This is a genomic window from Staphylococcus arlettae (assembly GCF_025560845.1).
GTDB lineage: Bacteria > Bacillota > Bacilli > Staphylococcales > Staphylococcaceae > Staphylococcus > Staphylococcus arlettae.
Genome location: NZ_CP094803.1, coordinates 2248927 through 2266340, shown reverse-complemented (window position 1 = coordinate 2266340; position 17414 = coordinate 2248927). Strand labels below are relative to the sequence as shown.

The 17414-nt window shown below is 35.3% G+C and carries 18 protein-coding genes; 13 read left to right on the top strand and 5 right to left on the bottom strand.

The features are described from left to right. Nucleotides 1–56: 56 nt before the first annotated feature. A complete protein-coding gene (locus MUA37_RS11125; protein WP_103388022.1) occupies nt 57–1046 on the bottom strand; it encodes a choloylglycine hydrolase family protein in 990 nt (329 codons plus the stop codon). Nucleotides 1047–1267: 221 nt separating this feature from the next. On the opposite strand from MUA37_RS11125, the gene MUA37_RS11120 reads away from it, so the two are divergent. The 5 genes from MUA37_RS11120 to MUA37_RS11100 all read left to right on the top strand — a co-directional run bounded on the left by MUA37_RS11120 (nt 1268) and on the right by MUA37_RS11100 (nt 5487). Then, nucleotides 1268–1939 (top strand): uracil-DNA glycosylase, encoded by a 672-nt coding sequence (locus tag MUA37_RS11120; protein ID WP_262624595.1) that lies wholly within the window; start codon nt 1268–1270, stop codon nt 1937–1939. Between the two features lie 5 nt (nt 1940–1944). After that, on the top strand, nt 1945–2307 hold the full coding sequence (locus MUA37_RS11115; RefSeq protein ID WP_002510774.1) for a DUF5327 family protein: 363 nt from the start codon (nt 1945–1947) through the stop codon (nt 2305–2307). Between the two features lie 24 nt (nt 2308–2331). Beyond that, nucleotides 2332–2694, top strand: coding sequence for a DUF423 domain-containing protein (locus MUA37_RS11110; protein WP_002510775.1), 363 nt, complete (start codon nt 2332–2334; stop codon nt 2692–2694). 62 nt (nt 2695–2756) lie between these two features. Continuing rightward, complete coding sequence (locus MUA37_RS11105; protein WP_021459205.1) at nt 2757–4238, top strand: APC family permease; 1482 nt, start codon at nt 2757–2759, stop codon at nt 4236–4238. Nucleotides 4239–4345: 107 nt separating this feature from the next. Beyond that, nucleotides 4346–5487, top strand: a protein-coding gene (locus MUA37_RS11100; RefSeq protein WP_262624594.1) for an IS3 family transposase whose coding sequence is annotated in 2 segments (ribosomal slippage) — nt 4346–4616 and nt 4616–5487 — 1143 coding nt in all. Because the reading frame shifts where the segments join, the coding sequence is not laid out codon by codon here. A 107-nt stretch (nt 5488–5594) separates the two neighbouring features. Here MUA37_RS11100 and MUA37_RS11095 read toward each other — a convergent pair. The 3 genes from MUA37_RS11095 to hemQ form a co-directional block, all read right to left on the bottom strand. Beyond that, on the bottom strand, nt 5595–6047 hold the full coding sequence (locus MUA37_RS11095) for a threonine/serine exporter family protein (protein ID WP_002510777.1): 453 nt from the start codon (nt 6045–6047) through the stop codon (nt 5595–5597). Nucleotides 6048–6058: 11 nt separating this feature from the next. Further along, nucleotides 6059–6829 (bottom strand): threonine/serine exporter family protein, encoded by a 771-nt coding sequence (locus MUA37_RS11090; RefSeq protein WP_037580256.1) that lies wholly within the window; start codon nt 6827–6829, stop codon nt 6059–6061. A gap of 453 nt (nt 6830–7282) precedes the next feature. Then, nucleotides 7283–8032 carry a hydrogen peroxide-dependent heme synthase gene (gene hemQ, locus MUA37_RS11085; protein WP_002510779.1) on the bottom strand — a complete coding sequence of 250 codons (750 nt, stop codon included), beginning with the start codon at nt 8030–8032 and terminating at the stop codon, nt 7283–7285. A 172-nt stretch (nt 8033–8204) separates the two neighbouring features. On the opposite strand from hemQ, the gene pta reads away from it, so the two are divergent. From pta to MUA37_RS11060, 5 genes are all read left to right on the top strand, one after another. Then, the gene (pta, locus tag MUA37_RS11080; protein WP_262624929.1) at nt 8205–9194 is read left to right on the top strand and encodes a phosphate acetyltransferase; all 990 of its coding nucleotides are present in this window, start codon (nt 8205–8207) and stop codon (nt 9192–9194) included. Beyond that, entirely contained in the window at nt 9194–10033 is an 840-nt protein-coding gene (locus tag MUA37_RS11075) for a lipoate--protein ligase family protein (RefSeq protein WP_002510781.1), read from the top strand. The genes pta and MUA37_RS11075 overlap by 1 nt, the downstream gene beginning before the upstream one ends. Nucleotides 10034–10430: 397 nt before the next feature. After that, nucleotides 10431–11354 (top strand): mevalonate kinase, encoded by a 924-nt coding sequence (gene mvk / locus MUA37_RS11070; RefSeq protein ID WP_262624928.1) that lies wholly within the window; start codon nt 10431–10433, stop codon nt 11352–11354. A gap of 4 nt (nt 11355–11358) precedes the next feature. Further along, nucleotides 11359–12342: a diphosphomevalonate decarboxylase gene (gene mvaD / locus MUA37_RS11065; protein ID WP_262624593.1), complete on the top strand. Its 984-nt coding sequence runs from the start codon at nt 11359–11361 to the stop codon at nt 12340–12342. Between the two features lie 12 nt (nt 12343–12354). Next, nucleotides 12355–13437 carry a phosphomevalonate kinase gene (locus MUA37_RS11060; protein WP_002510784.1) on the top strand — a complete coding sequence of 361 codons (1083 nt, stop codon included), beginning with the start codon at nt 12355–12357 and terminating at the stop codon, nt 13435–13437. 105 nt (nt 13438–13542) lie between these two features. Here the strand turns inward: MUA37_RS11060 and MUA37_RS11055 are convergent, their stop codons facing one another. Continuing rightward, nucleotides 13543–14301 carry a MurR/RpiR family transcriptional regulator gene (locus tag MUA37_RS11055; RefSeq protein WP_002510785.1) on the bottom strand — a complete coding sequence of 253 codons (759 nt, stop codon included), beginning with the start codon at nt 14299–14301 and terminating at the stop codon, nt 13543–13545. A 225-nt stretch (nt 14302–14526) separates the two neighbouring features. Here MUA37_RS11055 and MUA37_RS11050 point away from each other — a divergent pair, with 225 nt between their 5' ends. Genes MUA37_RS11050 through MUA37_RS11040 form a run of 3 tightly spaced genes read left to right on the top strand, consistent with a single transcriptional unit; the run spans nt 14527 to nt 17404 of the window. After that, complete coding sequence (locus MUA37_RS11050; protein ID WP_002510786.1) at nt 14527–15606, top strand: Gfo/Idh/MocA family protein; 1080 nt, start codon at nt 14527–14529, stop codon at nt 15604–15606. A gap of 22 nt (nt 15607–15628) precedes the next feature. Beyond that, nucleotides 15629–16345, top strand: a complete 717-nt coding sequence (locus MUA37_RS11045) for a ThuA domain-containing protein (RefSeq protein ID WP_262624592.1) — start codon at nt 15629–15631, stop codon at nt 16343–16345. Between the two features lie 18 nt (nt 16346–16363). Further along, nucleotides 16364–17404 (top strand): Gfo/Idh/MocA family protein, encoded by a 1041-nt coding sequence (locus MUA37_RS11040; RefSeq protein ID WP_021459200.1) that lies wholly within the window; start codon nt 16364–16366, stop codon nt 17402–17404. Nucleotides 17405–17414: the final 10 nt, after the last annotated feature.

Genomic DNA, 17414 nt, shown 5'->3' with positions numbered 1-17414 from the left:
ATATGCAAAATACTAATACTTAAACTCCGGCAACAAACTAGATGTCATTTTGACACCTAGTCATTGTCATTTAGTGAGACTGTTGAAAAAGTATTTTCGAGAGGGAAATATGTTAAATCAGCAGCAGAAAGCAGAGCTTCAGTTAACGTGATTTGGAATAAAGTATTATTATAATAAGGTTTAATATAATATGTTTTGGTCTTACTATCTAACACTAATTGATATTGTGTGTAATGCGTTTCCTGTGCATCGATTACAGCACCACGAGGAATACTTACAGCATCTAACACTTTAAAGCAATTTGTAATATTCGTAGTTTCATCTTGTGCATCTTCTAAATTATTACGTAAGTATGAGGCACGGACAAAACGTTCAGTAGATGTATAGCCACCAGGTAGTCCGGCTGTGCCACCCTCTACGCCCATTGGTCGAATTAACACTTTTCCCGTTACTTTGGGTTGATGTTTTGTTGGTGTTAAAAAAGGATAGTTACGTAAATTTTCAATGTGCCACTCTAAATTAGGTGCATTTGTTAGTACATTGACGTAATTGTCTTTGACAATTAATTTGCCATCATGGGGTTCGACTGCAACAGTGTAGCCATGTCGATCTGTAATAAGGAAATGTAATGGAGGTACTACATCTAATGCTGGATTTTTAATGTTCATAATATTGAGACGAGCGGCTTTATATTTTAAGTCGGCAATATCTTTAACGAATCCTAATACCCAGACGATAAATTCTTCAGGGGCTAGGTTAATAAAGCCTTGTTCTTTCTCCGTAGCGTAACTCGCTTCTCCTGTAAAATAATGATTAGAGACACTAAGTCCATGTTCATTTATACCATCGCCGAAACGATAACGTCCTACTTTAACCCCCGTACCGATAAAACCATAGTTGAGTTTAGTCGCTTCCTCTAAATCAAATTGGTAATGATAATTTCTAGGAACGGCTATAGGTACACTATTAAATTCAAACGCAAAATCCATAGTTCTTGCTAAGTAATGATGTTGTTTGTTAGTGAATAACGAAAAACCTGTACACATATGAATCACTCCTTGATGAAGATAGCATTTGTCCTTAGCATAAACGAATGAGAAGAAGTAATGCAATTAATATAGTTAACTATTTCTTTGTGAAAGTTAACAAAGTGGAGAGGTTCGCAAAATTGTTGAATTTGTGTACTTACCGTTATTTCATTGCTTACTCATCATAGTGTATGATGGTATTATTGTAGTAACGTAACTTTTTGCTATATGTTATGATGATGCGTGAGGTGAACAGTATGGAATGGTCAGAGGTATTTCATGATATTACAACACGTCATGACTTTAAGGCTATGCATGATTTTTTAGAACAAGAATATTCGACGCAAACGGTTTATCCAGAGCGTGAAAATATATATCAAGCATTTGATTTAACACCATTGGATAAAGTGAAGGTAGTTATCTTAGGACAGGATCCTTATCATGGACCCAATCAAGCACATGGTTTAGCTTTTTCTGTACAGCCTAATGCTAAGTTTCCACCATCATTAAGAAATATGTACAAGGAACTGGCAGATGATATAGGGTGTGAGCGTACGTCACCACACTTGCAAGACTGGGCAAAAGAAGGTGTCTTATTATTAAACACTGTATTGACAGTACGTGCTGGTGAAGCACATTCACATAGAAATATTGGTTGGGAGCTATTTACGAATGAGATTATTCAAACAGTATCAGCACAGTGTTCCAATGTGGTCTTTATTCTCTGGGGAAAGCCTGCACAAGAAAAAGTGAAATTTATTGATACCTCGAAACATAAAGTCATTAAAGCGCCTCATCCGAGTCCGCTTTCTGCGTATAGAGGTTTCTTTGGTTCTAAACCATATTCGACAGCCAATGCTTATTTAAAATCTAAAGGTATTCAACCAATTCGTTGGTGTGAAGGTGAGTGATAATGATGAATAAAGATAAAATGATTCAACTTATTGAAAATGAATTACTACAAGCTGAAGAGGCAAGTAACGAAACAGAGTTTGAAAAGCATATGTATGCAATTCATACTTTGACTTCGTTATATACAACATCAACTAAGCAACATACTACGTCTTATCCATTAGCATCTGAAGTGAGTTCTAGTGTCTCCACACAGATACCAAGTGATCAGTCAAAAAACCAAGTATCTGCAGCGGAAATTAAAGCTATGGGTGGTAAAGTGTCACAGTCAATGCAACAACACAAAGCTAGCCCAACAAGTTTGGACAGTAATAGATTAACTACGGATGATGAAATTGGTAATGGTGAGTCTATTTTTGATTTTTAATAGAAAAGGATGGAGAGCAAAATGATGAAAGTGTTTATTATTTTAGGTGCCTTGAATGCTTTGATGGCAGTAGGTACAGGTGCATTTGGCGCACATGGTTTAGAGGGAAAACTCTCTGATAAATATATGTCTGTATGGGAAAAAGCTACAACATACCAAATGTACCATGGTCTAGGCTTATTAGTTTTAGGTATATTAAGTGGTACAACTTCAATTAATGTAAACTGGGCAGGCTGGTTAATATTCTTAGGCATTGTATTTTTCAGTGGTTCACTTTATATTTTAGCGTTAACTCAAATTAAAATTCTAGGCGCTATTACACCTATTGGTGGTTTGTTATTTATCGCGGGCTGGTTAATGTTAGTCATTGCAACAATTAAATTATAATTTTTTATGTTAAAAAAGCTCGTCTTATGGGTATAATACACTCCATGAGGTGAGTTTTTTAAATGAGTAGAAAAAATGTAGAAATAGATAGGGGAGATTTGAAACAAAATCTCTCTGAAAAATTTGTATGGGCGATTGCATATGGCTCATGTATTGGCTGGGGAGCATTTATACTCCCTGGAGACTGGATTGGTCAGTCTGGCCCTATAGCAGCGGCTATCGGTATTACTATAGGTGCGCTGTTGATGATTTTAATCGCCGTCAGTTATGGAGCGTTAGTGGAACGTTTTCCGGTATCTGGTGGAGCATTTGCATTTAGTTTTTTAGGTTTTGGACGTTATGTGAGTTTCTTTTCATCATGGTTCCTCACATTTGGTTACATATGTGTGGTTGCGTTAAATGCCACAGCATTTAGCTTATTAATTAAATTTTTAATGCCTGGCGTATTAGAAGTAGGTAAATTGTATACCATTGCAGGTTGGGATGTTTATATTACTGAAATAATAATCGCATCTGTATTATTATTAGTATTTATGGGCATTGCAATTAAAGGAGCTAGCGTGTCAGGCTCGTTACAATATTATTTTTGTGTGGCATTAGTAATAACTGTATTATTATTATTTTTCGGCTCATTTTTTGGTAGTAATTTTTCGTTAGACAATTTACAGCCACTGGCTAATAAGTCAGAAGGATGGTTTACGTCGATTATAATGATTGTAGCAGTTGCTCCGTGGGCTTATGTTGGTTTTGACAATATTCCACAAACTGCAGAAGAATTTGATTTTTCACCTAACAAAACATTTAAACTAATTGTGTATAGTTTATTAGCTTCGGCGTTAACTTATGTCGTAATGCTCTTGTTTACAGGTTGGTTGAGTACGAATGCAAGTAGCGTAAATGGTAATTTATGGTTAACAGGTGCGGTGACACGTGAGGCGTTCGGTCACATAGGTTTAGCAATCTTAGCAATTGCTATTATCATGGGAATTTTTACTGGATTGAATGGCTTTTTAATGAGTTCTAGTCGCTTGCTCTTTTCAATGGGGCGCTCAGGTATCATGCCTACAGTATTTAGTAAATTACACCGTCGATACAAGACGCCATATGTAGCTATTATCTTTCTAGTAGCTATTACGTTAATTGCACCATGGTTAGGACGTACGGCATTGACGTGGATTGTTGATATGTCATCGACTGGCGTGTCAATTGCTTATTTTATTACATGTTTATCTGCGGCTAAATTATTTAGCTATAATAAAGCGAGCAATACGTATGGTCCAATATACAAGACCTTTGCGATTTTAGGCTCAATCGTATCATTTATTTTCTTATTGTTATTATTAGTACCCGGTTCACCAGCGGCATTATCAACACCTTCATATATAGCATTAGGTGTATGGGCGATTATAGGATTAGGATTCTTTGTTTTCCGTTATCCGAAATTAAAACGTATTAATAATGATTATTTAAGTCAAATGATCTTAAATCAATCCGCGAAAGATATAGATGAAATAGTGAATACGTCAACACAAGAATCAAAATAACTAAAAAAAGACTGTCGGCAACTTGAACTGACCCCAATTAGTGGGAATAAAATAAAAACACTTTCGTTGAATTCATTTAAAATGAATCATACGGAGGTGTTTTTTCTATGAAAATAATGTCTTATTCAATAGAAACAAAATATAAAACGATTGAAATGAAAGAAGCTGGATATACTGTAAAAGAAATTATGGAAGCATTAAATATCAAAAATAGCACACAGGTAAAAACTTGGTGGCGATGGTATCGAAATGGTGAAACTTATAGATTTTATCAACAAAGAGGCAAGCAATATACTTACGGCAAAGGCGTGAAAGAATTATCAGAAGTAGAACAATTAAAGTTAGATAATAAGAAAAAAGATATTGAAATAGATATTTTAAAAAAGTACAAGGAGTTAGAAAGGAAGTGGTATCCAAAGTAATTGTAGAATTAGTTGATCAATTCAAGCATAAGTATTCAATCAAAATGATACTCGATGTTTTAGAAATACCTCAATCGACATACTATAGATGGAAACATAAGAACAATGAAAAAGATAAAGTGACTCAAAAAGTTATTGAATTATGTGAAGACAATAATTTCACCTACGGTTATCGCAAAATTACAGCATTGATTAATCAATTGTATTCAGCGTCAATTAATCATAAAAGAGTTCAGAGAATCATGCGAGAGTATAATCTGAACTGCCGAGTTAGACCTAAAAAATCTAAAAAAATTGGTGAACCTTATTATAAAACAGATAATTTATTACAAAGACAGTTTAAAGCTAACCAACCAATGGAAGTATTAACAACTGATATTACTTATTTACCTTTCGGTAACTCTATGTTGTATTTATCTTCAATTATGGATGTTTATAACGGAGAAATTGTGGCGTATAAAATAGATAACAAACAGGGTCAAAGCTTAGTAAATGATACATTGAATCAAATAGATATACCTGAGAATTGCATACTACATAGTGACCAAGGCAGTGTTTATACATCCTATGCTTACTATCAATTATGCGAAGAAAAAGGCATTATCAGAAGTATGTCCCGAAAGGGAACACCAGCTGATAACGCCCCGATAGAAAGTTTCCATTCCTCGCTAAAGTGTGAAACTTTCTACATAAACAATGAGCTCAATAGCTCTAACCAAATTGTAATAGATATTGTCGAAAATTACATTAAAAACTATAATAATAATCGAATTCAACAAAAACTAGGCTACTTATCCCCTAGAAAATATAGGGAATTAGCAGCCTAGAACATAGTGTTTTTATTAAGTTCTCATTCTAAGGGTTCAGCGCCAACTGTCGACAGTCTTTTTAATGCGTAATTATATTTTAATTGAGGTGCAATACTATAGGGGCTTTAGATTTTGCGTATCGTTCGTTTTGTTCCAGTAATGATTAGTTTAGAAATTTGATCTGCAAAGAGTAAGCCTAAGGCAATAGCACCAGCGATTAATGTGACCTCTAGCATTGTATTAATTGCTTTACTAAATTGAATAAGAATTAAATTCTTAGTAGCATCAAAAGCTAATCCACCTGGTACGAGAGGGATGATGCCAGGCACCATAAATAAAATAACTGGTTCTTTTTTATATCGGGCCATTACATGACTTAATAAACCGAGTGCTAAACCGCCAAAGAAATTTGAATAAATGGTATGGAACTCTAAAGTATCATAAAAGATAGTGTAAACGATCCAACCGCATGCACCAACGATACCTGTTGTATGATATAACCGTTTGGGGACATCAAAGATGACACCAAAAAATAATGCTGCTAAATAGCTAAAAATTAAATTTAAGATCCAAAACATAATCAGCACCCCTAAAAAATAATTAAGATTGTCCCAACACCTGCACCAATGCCAAAGGCTGTAACTAAAGCCTCTAAAGACTTAGTAATAAACATCAGCATATGCCCACCAAACAAATCTTGTATTGAATTGGTAATTAGGACTCCGGGCACTATTGGCATAACAGACGCAATGATAATAGTTTCAACAGAACCTCCTGGTATAAGGTTATGGCCTGTGACGGCTATAAAGCCGATAACTAGAGCGCCCATAAATTCAGGAATAAAATGTGTATGTAATTTACGGCTTAGTATTTCTGTAACTAAGTAACCAAATGAGCCGGCAAGTAGGGCAGTCAAAATGTCTATGAGTTTGCCATCTTGTAAATATAAAAAGCTCAGTGACACGATGCTTGCTGCAATAAATTTGAATACTAAATCATGTTGAATACTTTGTTCAGTATAGATTTGTTCTAATTCAGTATAAGCTTCCTCTAAAGACAGAGAACCAGCTATTAATCTACGTGAAACACCATTAGTACGTGAAATACGGAATAAATTAGTGTCTCGAGATTTAATACGAAAGACTCTAGGATAAGTTTCATTGTGCAACATAAAATTGATTACTGTATTAGTAACAAAACTATTACTTTCATGATATCCCAACTGATTGGCAATACGTGTCATAGTATCTTCGACGCGTGTGCCTTCCGCTCCGGATTCTAATAATATACGTCCTGCTAAGAGGATTACATCTTTTGTTAACTTTTCTTCATAGGTTTCATTGTATTGTATGTTTGTCATATCATCACCAAGTTATAGTTTATTCTTTAGCGTTGGGCTTTTTAAGTAAGATTAATTTCGTTTATTGTAACATGGAATGAGTGTTTTGTTTTGTTAGGAGTCGTATTAAGATAAAAAATATATTGTGCAGCATGTATTTTGCGACTTTATGTTTGCGCGATTTATATTTCGGATAAACTAATAATAGTTAACTGTTACTGATATATTGAGTAGCGACAATATAAACAGCAGTTAATTATTAAGTGGTGATTAATGTTCTCCCAGACACACTACAGAAAGCACACTTGTTTGCTCACAAGTGTGCTTTTTTTATATTTGAAATTTTACTATTTTCTTTATACATAAGTGTAGCCAACCCAACAATGAGTATTTACTCAGTTAAATTGTGTCGCTACGCTTGATGTACAAAAATTACGTGTTTAGCGTGCTAACAACGAACAATAGTGGTGTTGTTTATAGTTTAAAGAATGTTGCAAGCTCAGATGTCGGTAGGATATGACCAACATAAAAGCTACCAAAATCACCATAGCGTGCTGTTGTTTCATCAAAGCGCATTTCATAAACGATTTTTTTAAATTGCAATGGGTCATCTGCGAATAATGTTACGCCCCATTCGTAATCATCCAATCCTACAGAACCAGTAATAAATTGTTTGATTTTACCTGCGTATTGACGGCCGATTTTACCATGTGCATACATTAACTCTTGACGTTTTTCTAATGGCAACATATACCAGTTATATGTTTCGTTACGACGTTTATCCATAGGATAGAAGCAAATGTACTCGGCATGTGGTAGTTCTGGATATAAACGTGGTTTAATATGTGGGTTTTCATATGGATCTTCATCAGATTTACCAGCTAAATAATTACCAAGTTCAATGATGGAAACATATGAATAAGTTGGAATTAAATAATCTGCTATTTTTAATTTATTAAAGTCATTTTCAATAGCATTTAACATTTTTAATTCAGGGCGTAGTACCCATAGTAATAGGTCTGCTTTTTGACCAGTAATATTATAAAGCGCATGGTCGCCTACATTATTTGTACGTGCTGCTTCGTGTGTTGTTAAAAAAGATTGTAATTCATCTACCATCGCTTGACGTTCTTCAGATGGTAATAGACGTAATGTAGTCCAATCTATTGCATAAAATAAATGTAAACTGTACCATCCATCTAATGTTTCAGGTGCTTGTGGCATTTAAATCGCTCCTTTATAAAATACTTAATACCTCACTGAAAATTCTATCATAAAGGTATCTTGATAACATAAGTAAATGTTTACAAATTGGTGACATGGAATTCTATCGCAAAATAACGTATAATGACAAAGGAAAATCACTATAAACTATACTCAAAAATTCAAGGAGGCTATTATGTCTTTATTAGATGTATTACAAGAAAAACTTTCAGGGAAAAATGTCAGAATCGTTCTGCCAGAAGGTGAAGATGAGCGTGTGTTAGCTGCTGCGGTAGAATTACAAGCAACAGATTATGTGACACCAGTATTATTAGGAAATGAAGCAAATGTAAAAGCTTTAGCAGCAGATAAAGGTTTCGACATTGCTCAAATAGAATTAATCGATCCAGCAACAAGTGACTTAAAACAAGAATTAGTAGAAGCATTTGTAGAACGTCGTAAAGGTAAAGCAACTGAAGAACAAGCACAAGAAATGTTACAAAACGTGAACTATTTCGGTACTATGCTTGTATACACTGGTAAAGCTCAAGGTCTAGTGAGTGGGGCTGCACATTCTACGGGTGATACAGTTAGACCTGCATTACAAATCATCAAGACAAAGCCTGGAGTATCTAAAACATCTGGTATCTTCTTTATGATTAAAGATGATCAACAGTATATTTTTGGTGACTGTGCAATTAATCCTACATTAGAAGCACAAGATTTAGCTGAAATTGCTGTAGAGAGTGCAAAATCAGCACAATCATTTCGTATGTCACCACGTGTAGCAATGTTAAGCTTCTCAACTAAAGGTTCTGCTAAATCAGATGATGTTGAAAAAGTTTCAACTGCTGTTGAATTAGCACAAGAAAAAATTGCTGAAGCACAATTAGAAGATGTTATTGTTGATGGCGAATTCCAATTTGACGCAGCGATTGTTCCTGAAGTTGCGAAGAAAAAAGCACCAGGTGCTCAAATTCAAGGCGATGCAAATGTCTTTATTTTCCCAAGTTTAGAAGCGGGTAATATTGGTTATAAAATTGCACAACGTTTAGGTGGATTTGATGCAGTTGGACCTGTTTTACAAGGTTTAAACTCTCCAGTTAATGACTTATCTCGTGGCTGTTCAACTGAAGACGTTTATAATCTTTCAATCATTACTGCAGCTCAAGCACTACAATAATGGACTTAGCAAGTAAATATTTTAATAGTATAGATTGGCGTTATATTGATCATTCTTCTGGTTTAGCGCCAATGCAATCTTTTGCGTTTGATGATACTTTTTGTGAAAGTGTAGGTAATGATGATTCACCAAATGTGGTACGTACGTGGGTACATCAGCATACCGTTATTTTAGGAATTCATGATTCACGACTACCTTATTTGCATGATGGCATTAGATTTTTAACTGAGGAACAAGGTTATAATGCGATTGTGAGAAATTCAGGTGGTCTGGGTGTAGTTTTAGACCAAGGCATTTTGAATATTTCATTAATATTTAAAGGTAAAACTGAAACTACAATAGATGAAGCTTTTACAGTTATGTATTTATTGATTGCTAAGATGTTCGAAGATGAAGGTGTAGAAATTGAAACACACGAAATAACGCAATCTTATTGTCCAGGTAAATTTGATTTGAGTATTAACGGCAAAAAATTTGCTGGCATTTCACAACGTCGCGTACGTGGTGGAATAGCTGTACAAATTTATTTGTGTGTCGAAGGTTCTGGAGCTGAACGCGCTGAAATGATGAAAACATTTTATGAACGCGCATTGAAAGGCGAATCAACAAAATTTAAATATCCTAATATTGAGCCAAACTATATGGCATCACTTGAGACTTTGTTGAATAGAGAAATCACAGTCCAAGACGTAATGTTCCAATTGTTATATGCAATGAAAGATTTAGGTGCCCGTTTAAATATGGAACCCATTACTGAAACAGAATGGGAACGTTATGATGGCTACTTTGACAAAATGATTGCACGTAATGAAAAATTAAATAATCGAATGGATATATAAGATTATTTTGTAATTTTAATAAAATTAACTTAAACGGTGCTGTAGTAAGGTACACTGGACACGATTGTTTAGTGTACCTTTTTCTTTTTGTTGAATTATAGAAATTAAAAAAGTAATATAGTAAAAGTGTAGTATTTCTGAAAAATAAAAAACCAGAAAATAGCGTAACTTTTTGAATATAATATAATTGCGCATTATAATGGAGAAGTATGGTTATGAATTAGTAGCAGGTGTTAATTTTGGATGAGTGAGTATTGATTTTCACCAAAGACAACCATAGTGCTGCTAATTCAATGCTGTTTATGGAGTGGAAATTTCAAACATGCTTCCTAGTAGAACTGTAGTAAAAGAGAAATACTGAATGAAAATTAACAATAATCTAAAGGTGATTGAGAAAATGGCACAATATGGATATGGGGAAGCAAATGGAAAAGTGATATTAATTGGTGAGCATGCAGTTACTTTTGGTCAACCAGCAATTGCCATTCCATTTACTTCTGGAAAAGTAAAGGCAACAATAGTTTCACTAGAACAACATGCAACTTCAGAAATTGATAGTGATGTCTACAGAGGCTCGCTAGCGGAAGCACCAGAACATTTAAAGGCAGTGGTTTCAAGATTTATTGAACGTCATAACGTGACACAACCAATTAAAATAACAACTGAAACAAATTTGCCACCTTCAAGAGGGTTAGGTTCAAGTGCTGCTTTTGCGGTTGCATTTGTACGTGCGAGTTATGATTTTATCAAGCAACCACTTTCTGATGAAACGTTAATTGCAGAAACGAATTGGTCTGAACAAATTGCACATGGCAAACCAAGTGGTATAGATGCCCAAACCATTGTGTCAAACAAACCTGTATGGTTCAAACAAGGTAGTGTTACGACATTAAAGCCATTAGACCTAGATGGCTATATGGTTGTAATTGATACCGGTATTTTAGGTTCAACCAAACAATCTGTAGAAGATGTTCATAGATTGTGTGCTTCTGAGGAAAAATATCTGCAATATATTAAAGAAATTGGTAAACTAGTTTATGATGCACGTAACGCTATTGAACAACGCCAATTTGAAAAATTAGCACCTGCATTTAACTGGTGTCAAAAATATTTGAAACTATTAACTGTAAGTCATGAAAAAATTGAAACAATTTTAGAAGAAAGCAACAAGCTAGGCGCGGTTGCAGGTAAGCTGACTGGCAGTGGTAGAGGTGGCAGTATGATAGTACTAGCAAAAACGCTTGAAATTGCTAAAAAAATTGAACAAAGCGCTCAAAAGCTTGGAGCGCAGCATACATGGATTGAAAATTTAGGAGGTTAACAAGGTGGTTAAAAGCGGTAAAGCACGCGCACATACAAATATTGCATTGATAAAATATTGGGGAAAAGCAGATGAAGATTTAATTTTACCTATGAATAATAGTTTATCAGTATCTCTAGAGCGGTTTTATACTGAAACGAAAGTGACATTTAGTGAATCTTATACAGAGGATACTTTAGTGTTAAATGGTGAAACTGTTAATGCGGCAGAAAGTAAAAAAATCACTCGATTTATGGATATGTTGAGAGCAAAGACGAATACTACTTTGTATAGCTATATTGAAAGTGAAAATTTTGTACCTACTGCAGCTGGTTTAGCCTCATCTGCTAGTGCGTATGCAGCTTTAGCGTCAGCATGTAATGAAGCGTTACAATTAGGTTGGTCTGATAAAGAGCTGTCGCGTTTAGCGCGTAGAGGTTCAGGTTCAGCATCTCGTAGCATATTTGGAGGCTTCGTTGAATGGGAAAAAGGGTACGATGATACAACATCATATAGTTTTCCTATTGATGCCGATCGTTGGGAAGATGACCTAGCGATGATTTTTGTTGTTATCAATAATAAATTCAAAAAAGTATCAAGCCGTGCAGGTATGTCATTAACACGTGATACATCAAGGTTTTATCAATATTGGTTAGACCATGTAGATGAAGATATAGCAGCTGTTAAAGAAGCGATATCACGCAAGGACTTTAAGGGTCTTGGTGAAGTCATTGAAGCCAATGGCTTACGAATGCATGCAACCAATTTAGGTGCGCAACCCCCGTTTACTTACTTAGTGCCTGAAAGCTATCAAGCTATGGAAGTGGTTCATCAATGCCGTGAATTAGGCTATCCATGTTATTTCACAATGGATGCAGGACCTAATGTTAAAATTTTAGTGGAAAAACATAATCAAGCTCATGTAATTGAACAATTACACCAACATTTCGAACCACACCAAATCATCGCAAGTGACATCACGCGTTCAGGAGTAGAAATTATAGAATAAGGAAGAGATAAAATGATTCAAGTAAAAGCACCAGGAAAGCTCTATATTGCAGGAGAATACGCAGTTACAGAACCTGGCTATAAGTCTGTATTGATTGCAGTAGATCGTTTTGTGACAGCTTCTATTGAAGATACAACATCGTTAGCAACACAAGGTACGATACATTCTAAAACATTACATCATGAACCAGTGACATTTCAGCGACGAGAAGACAAAATTGCAGTGTCAGATTTACATGCTGCGAAACAACTAAAATATGTAATTACTGCGATTGAGGTATTTGAGCAATATGTACGTAGTAACGATATTAGTTTAAAGCATTTTAATTTAACTATTGATAGTAATTTAGATGATGCATCTGGTCATAAATATGGACTAGGTTCGAGTGCAGCAGTTTTAGTTTCTGTGATAAAAGCATTAAATGAGTTTTATGATATGCAATTGTCTAATTTATATATTTATAAATTAGCAGTCATTGCTAATATGAAATTACAAAGCCTAAGTTCATGTGGCGATATTGCAGTGAGTGTGTATACAGGTTGGTTAGCCTATAGCACTTTTGATCACGAATGGGTGATGCAACAAATTGAAGATACTTCTGTCAATGAGGTATTAAATAAAAACTGGCCAGGGTTACATATTGAGCCATTGCAAGCACCAGAAAATATGGAAGTGTTAATTGGATGGACAGGTTCGCCTGCTTCATCACATCATTTAGTGAGTGAAGTGAAAAGGCTAAAAGCAGATCCGACTTTTTATGGCAAGTTTTTAGAGCAATCTCATACCTGCGTGGAAAAACTCATACATGCGTTTAAAACTAACCATATTAAAGGTGTACAACAAATGATTCGTCATAATCGTAAAATCATTCAACAAATGGATAATGAAGCGACGATTGATATTGAAACGCCACATTTAAAAACACTATGTGAAATTGCAGAAAAGCATGGCGGGGCCGCTAAAACATCCGGCGCTGGCGGTGGAGATTGTGGTATTAGTATTATAAATAGTGATAGTAATAAAAAGCATATCTATAAAGAGTGGAAATCACATGAAGTTATTCCTTTAGAATTTAATGTTTATCATGGGCAATAGTAGACGATAAAACATTGTCTAAACACGTAAACTAAAAAGTAATAGAATATACTGAAATGAGCTTGCTAGATCAAACCAACTACTTTTGACCTAACAAGCTCATTTTTATGTATCTTGAGCAATTTTATAATCATGGTACGTACGCACGATATAATCAAAAATTACATAATAGGGTGTAAAGCTATAATATTGTTTATGGTTGAAAAAAGTAATTGGCGTAGTGCTCACATAAATGTTAAAAATAGCATGTTGTGCTATAAAGTTATCTTGTAATGTTGTAATAGATACGTATGGTAAGTTGCGTGTTTTTAATAATTGTACTGGATATTCAATATGTTTTGTTGCGCCTGATAGCGAAATAATAAAAAGTAAGTCGGTATCGCGCATTTGATCGATTGCTAACAACAATTCACTTTCATCATTCAAGATAATAACACGTTTGGAAATGGAGAGCATATGGCGTTGGGCATCTCGGGCGACATTTTGTTGCGCCATGCCTGTACCAAAAATATAAATAATTTCAGCTTGATCAATACGTTGATTTAACACTGTATAATCTAACATTTCTAAATGTTCCACAGTACGTTGGACATCCTCCATAACGGCATGTGCATGTACCAGTTGCTTGGGTACAGCTTGTTGTTGTTCCATTTTAATATGAAATTTAAAATCACTGTAGCCTTCAAATCCTAATTTTTTTACTAGTCGATGAATGGTTGAGATAGATGTGTGCGTAAGGTGACTTAAATCTTGAATTTTCATTGTTACCATTTCGTCAATATGTTGATGAATAACGTTAATGATATGTAAGTCGTTGTCGTTTAAAGCATCATAATGTTTGTTAATCAGAGGATCGAGTATCATAAAAGATTATTTCACACCTAACATGGAAAATTTTTCGCTACTTGGAAATATATTCTAATATTAATACATAAATTCTAAATACGTCAAAATTATTGGTCATATGAAGCTTTTATATTACGATTAATGCAAACATAATATTTTATAGCAACATAAATGATTGTCATTTGTGTTTTTTAATAACTCAAAATGAAAACGCTTCCTTAAAAGGGTGAAAGGATGAGATACATGAAATTGAATGTTGGTATTATTGGTTGTGGTGGTATTGCAAATGGTAAACATTTACCTAGTCTACAAGCTATTGACGAAGTGAGGTTAACAGCTTTTTGTGACCTTGAACAAGCGCGCGCAACAGATGCAGCTAATAACTATGGCAGTGAAGAAGCACGTGTTTATACAGATTATCGTGAACTATTAGCAGATAATTCTATTGATGTTATTCATGTTTGTACTCCGAATAGTTCACATAGAGATATAACAGTTGCAGCATTGGACGCTGGTAAACATGTGATGTGTGAGAAACCAATGGCCAAAACGACTGCAGAGGCCAAAGATATGATTGCTGCTGCGAAACGAAATAACAAAAAGCTGACAATTGGTTATCAAAACCGTTTTAGAACAGATAGTCAGTATTTACGTCAAGTGACGCAACGTGGTGATTTAGGAGAAATTTATTTAGGTAAGGCACAAGCTATTCGCCGTCGTGCTGTACCAACTTGGGGAGTATTTTTAGATGAGCAACAACAAGGTGGAGGACCACTCATCGATATTGGAACACATGCTTTAGATTTGACTTTATGGATGATGGATAATTATGAACCGGAATCGGTTATGGGATCAACTTTTCATAAGCTAGGACAAAAAGCAAATGCAGCTAATGCTTGGGATTCTTGGGACCCTGAAGCATTTACAGTCGAAGATTCTGCATTTGGTTATATTAAGATGACTAATGGAGCTACTATCATTTTAGAATCAAGTTGGGCATTGAACACTTTAGATGAAGACGAAGCAAAATGTGCATTATCAGGTACTGAAGGTGGTGCTGATATGAAAGATGGCTTACGTATTCACGGAGAAGACATGGGCAAACTCTATACGAAGCATATTGCATTAGATAATGAAGGTGTTGCTTTTTATGAAGGCGAAGATGAAGATGAAGCAGAAGTAGAGGCAAGAGCTTGGATTGATGCGATATTGAATGATACAAAACCAGTAGTTGACCCACAAGAAGCACTAGTTGTTACTCAAATTTTAGAAGCTATTTATCAATCTGCGCAAAGTGGTCAAGCAGTGTATTTCAATAAGTAAATTTCAGTTGAGGAGTGATTAAATGAAAGTAACAGTATGGAATGAATATCGTCATGAACAAGAGAATGAAGAGGTACGTCAAGTTTATCCTAAAGGGATTCATCAAGCCATTGCCCAATTTTTAACAGATGAGCATAAGGTGACAACAGCAACGTTAGACCAACCAGAACATGGTTTGACAGAGTCAGTATTAGCACAAACGGATGTCTTAATTTGGTGGGGACACAAAGCCCATGATGAAGTTGACGATGCAATTGTCAATCGTGTAAAAGCACATGTTCTTAATGGTATGGGACTTATTGTGTTACACTCAGGACATTTTTCAAAAATATTCAAAACACTTATGGGCACAACTTGTGATTTAAAATGGCGTGAAGCAGATGATAGAGAGCGCTTATGGGTTATTGATCCGACACACCCAATTACGACTGGATTACCGTCGTATTTTGAATTAGATAAAGAAGAAATGTATGGAGAGCATTTTGATATTCCAGCGCCTGATGAAACGATATTTATTAGCTGGTTTGAAGGTGGAGAAGTTTTTAGAAGTGGAGCGACGTTTAAGCGCGGAAACGGTAAAATATTCTATTTCCGACCAGGCCATGAAACTTATCCAACTTATTATAATAATTATGTACAACAAGTGATTCGCAATGCTGTGAAATGGGCGCAACCCCAGGCGACACCAAAGCATGATTATGGTAATGCTCAACCATTAGAACATATTACAAAAAAATAATTCTAGGAGGCACTTGACGTGGATAAATTAAAAATCGGAATTATTGGTGTCGGTGGTATTGCCCAAGGTAGACATATACCTGCATTTACAGAAATGAGCGATAGAGTAGAATTGGTCGCAGTCCATGATGTTAACCAAGAGTTAGCGGAGTCTATAGCTGAACAGCATCACATTCCACATGTATGTACTGATTATAATGACGTATTTCCATATGTGGACGCCGTTACAATTTGTACGCCGAATAAATTTCATGCGGAAATTAGTATTGCCGCATTACAAGCAGGAGTCCATGTGTTATGTGAAAAACCGATGGCCATGACACCAACAGAATGTGAGGATATGGTTGCAGCTGCGCGTAAACACAATAAATTGTTATCTATTGCTTATCATTATCGTTATACCGAAGCAGCGATACGTTCAAAATTAGCGGTAGAAGCAGGTGCTGTCGGTAAGCCTTTAGTTATTCGTGTACAAGCGCTACGTAGACGAAAAGTACCGGGTTGGGGAGTCTTCACGAATAAAGAATTACAAGGTGGCGGTAGTCTTATAGATTACGGTTGTCACTTTTTAGATTTATCATTATGGCTTTTAGGCGAAGTCAAACCGGTAGAAGTGTTAAGCAAAACGTATAATAATTTAAGCAAAATGCCGAATCAACTGAATGAATGGGGCGCAATAAATCACGAAACGTTTGATGTCGATGATCACGTCACTAGTTTTATTACCTTTGATAATGGAGCAACGATGCATTTTGAATGTTCATGGTCTGCAAATGTCAAAGCAGATCAAATGCATATAAGTATTTCGGGAGAGCAAGGTGGCTTAAATGTTTATCCTTTTGAAACGTACACACCCAAATACGGCACATTTGTTACGGAAAGTGCAGATGCGCCTCATGATGAACATAAAGCAGCTCAACAACAGGCGCGTAATTTTGTAGATAGTTGTTTAGGTCTAGACACATTAGTAGTACAACCTGAAGAAGCACAAACTGTTAATCAGCTTATCGATGCAATTTATCGCAGTAGTGAAACAGGTCACAGTATAGTAATGGAATAGGAGGAATGCA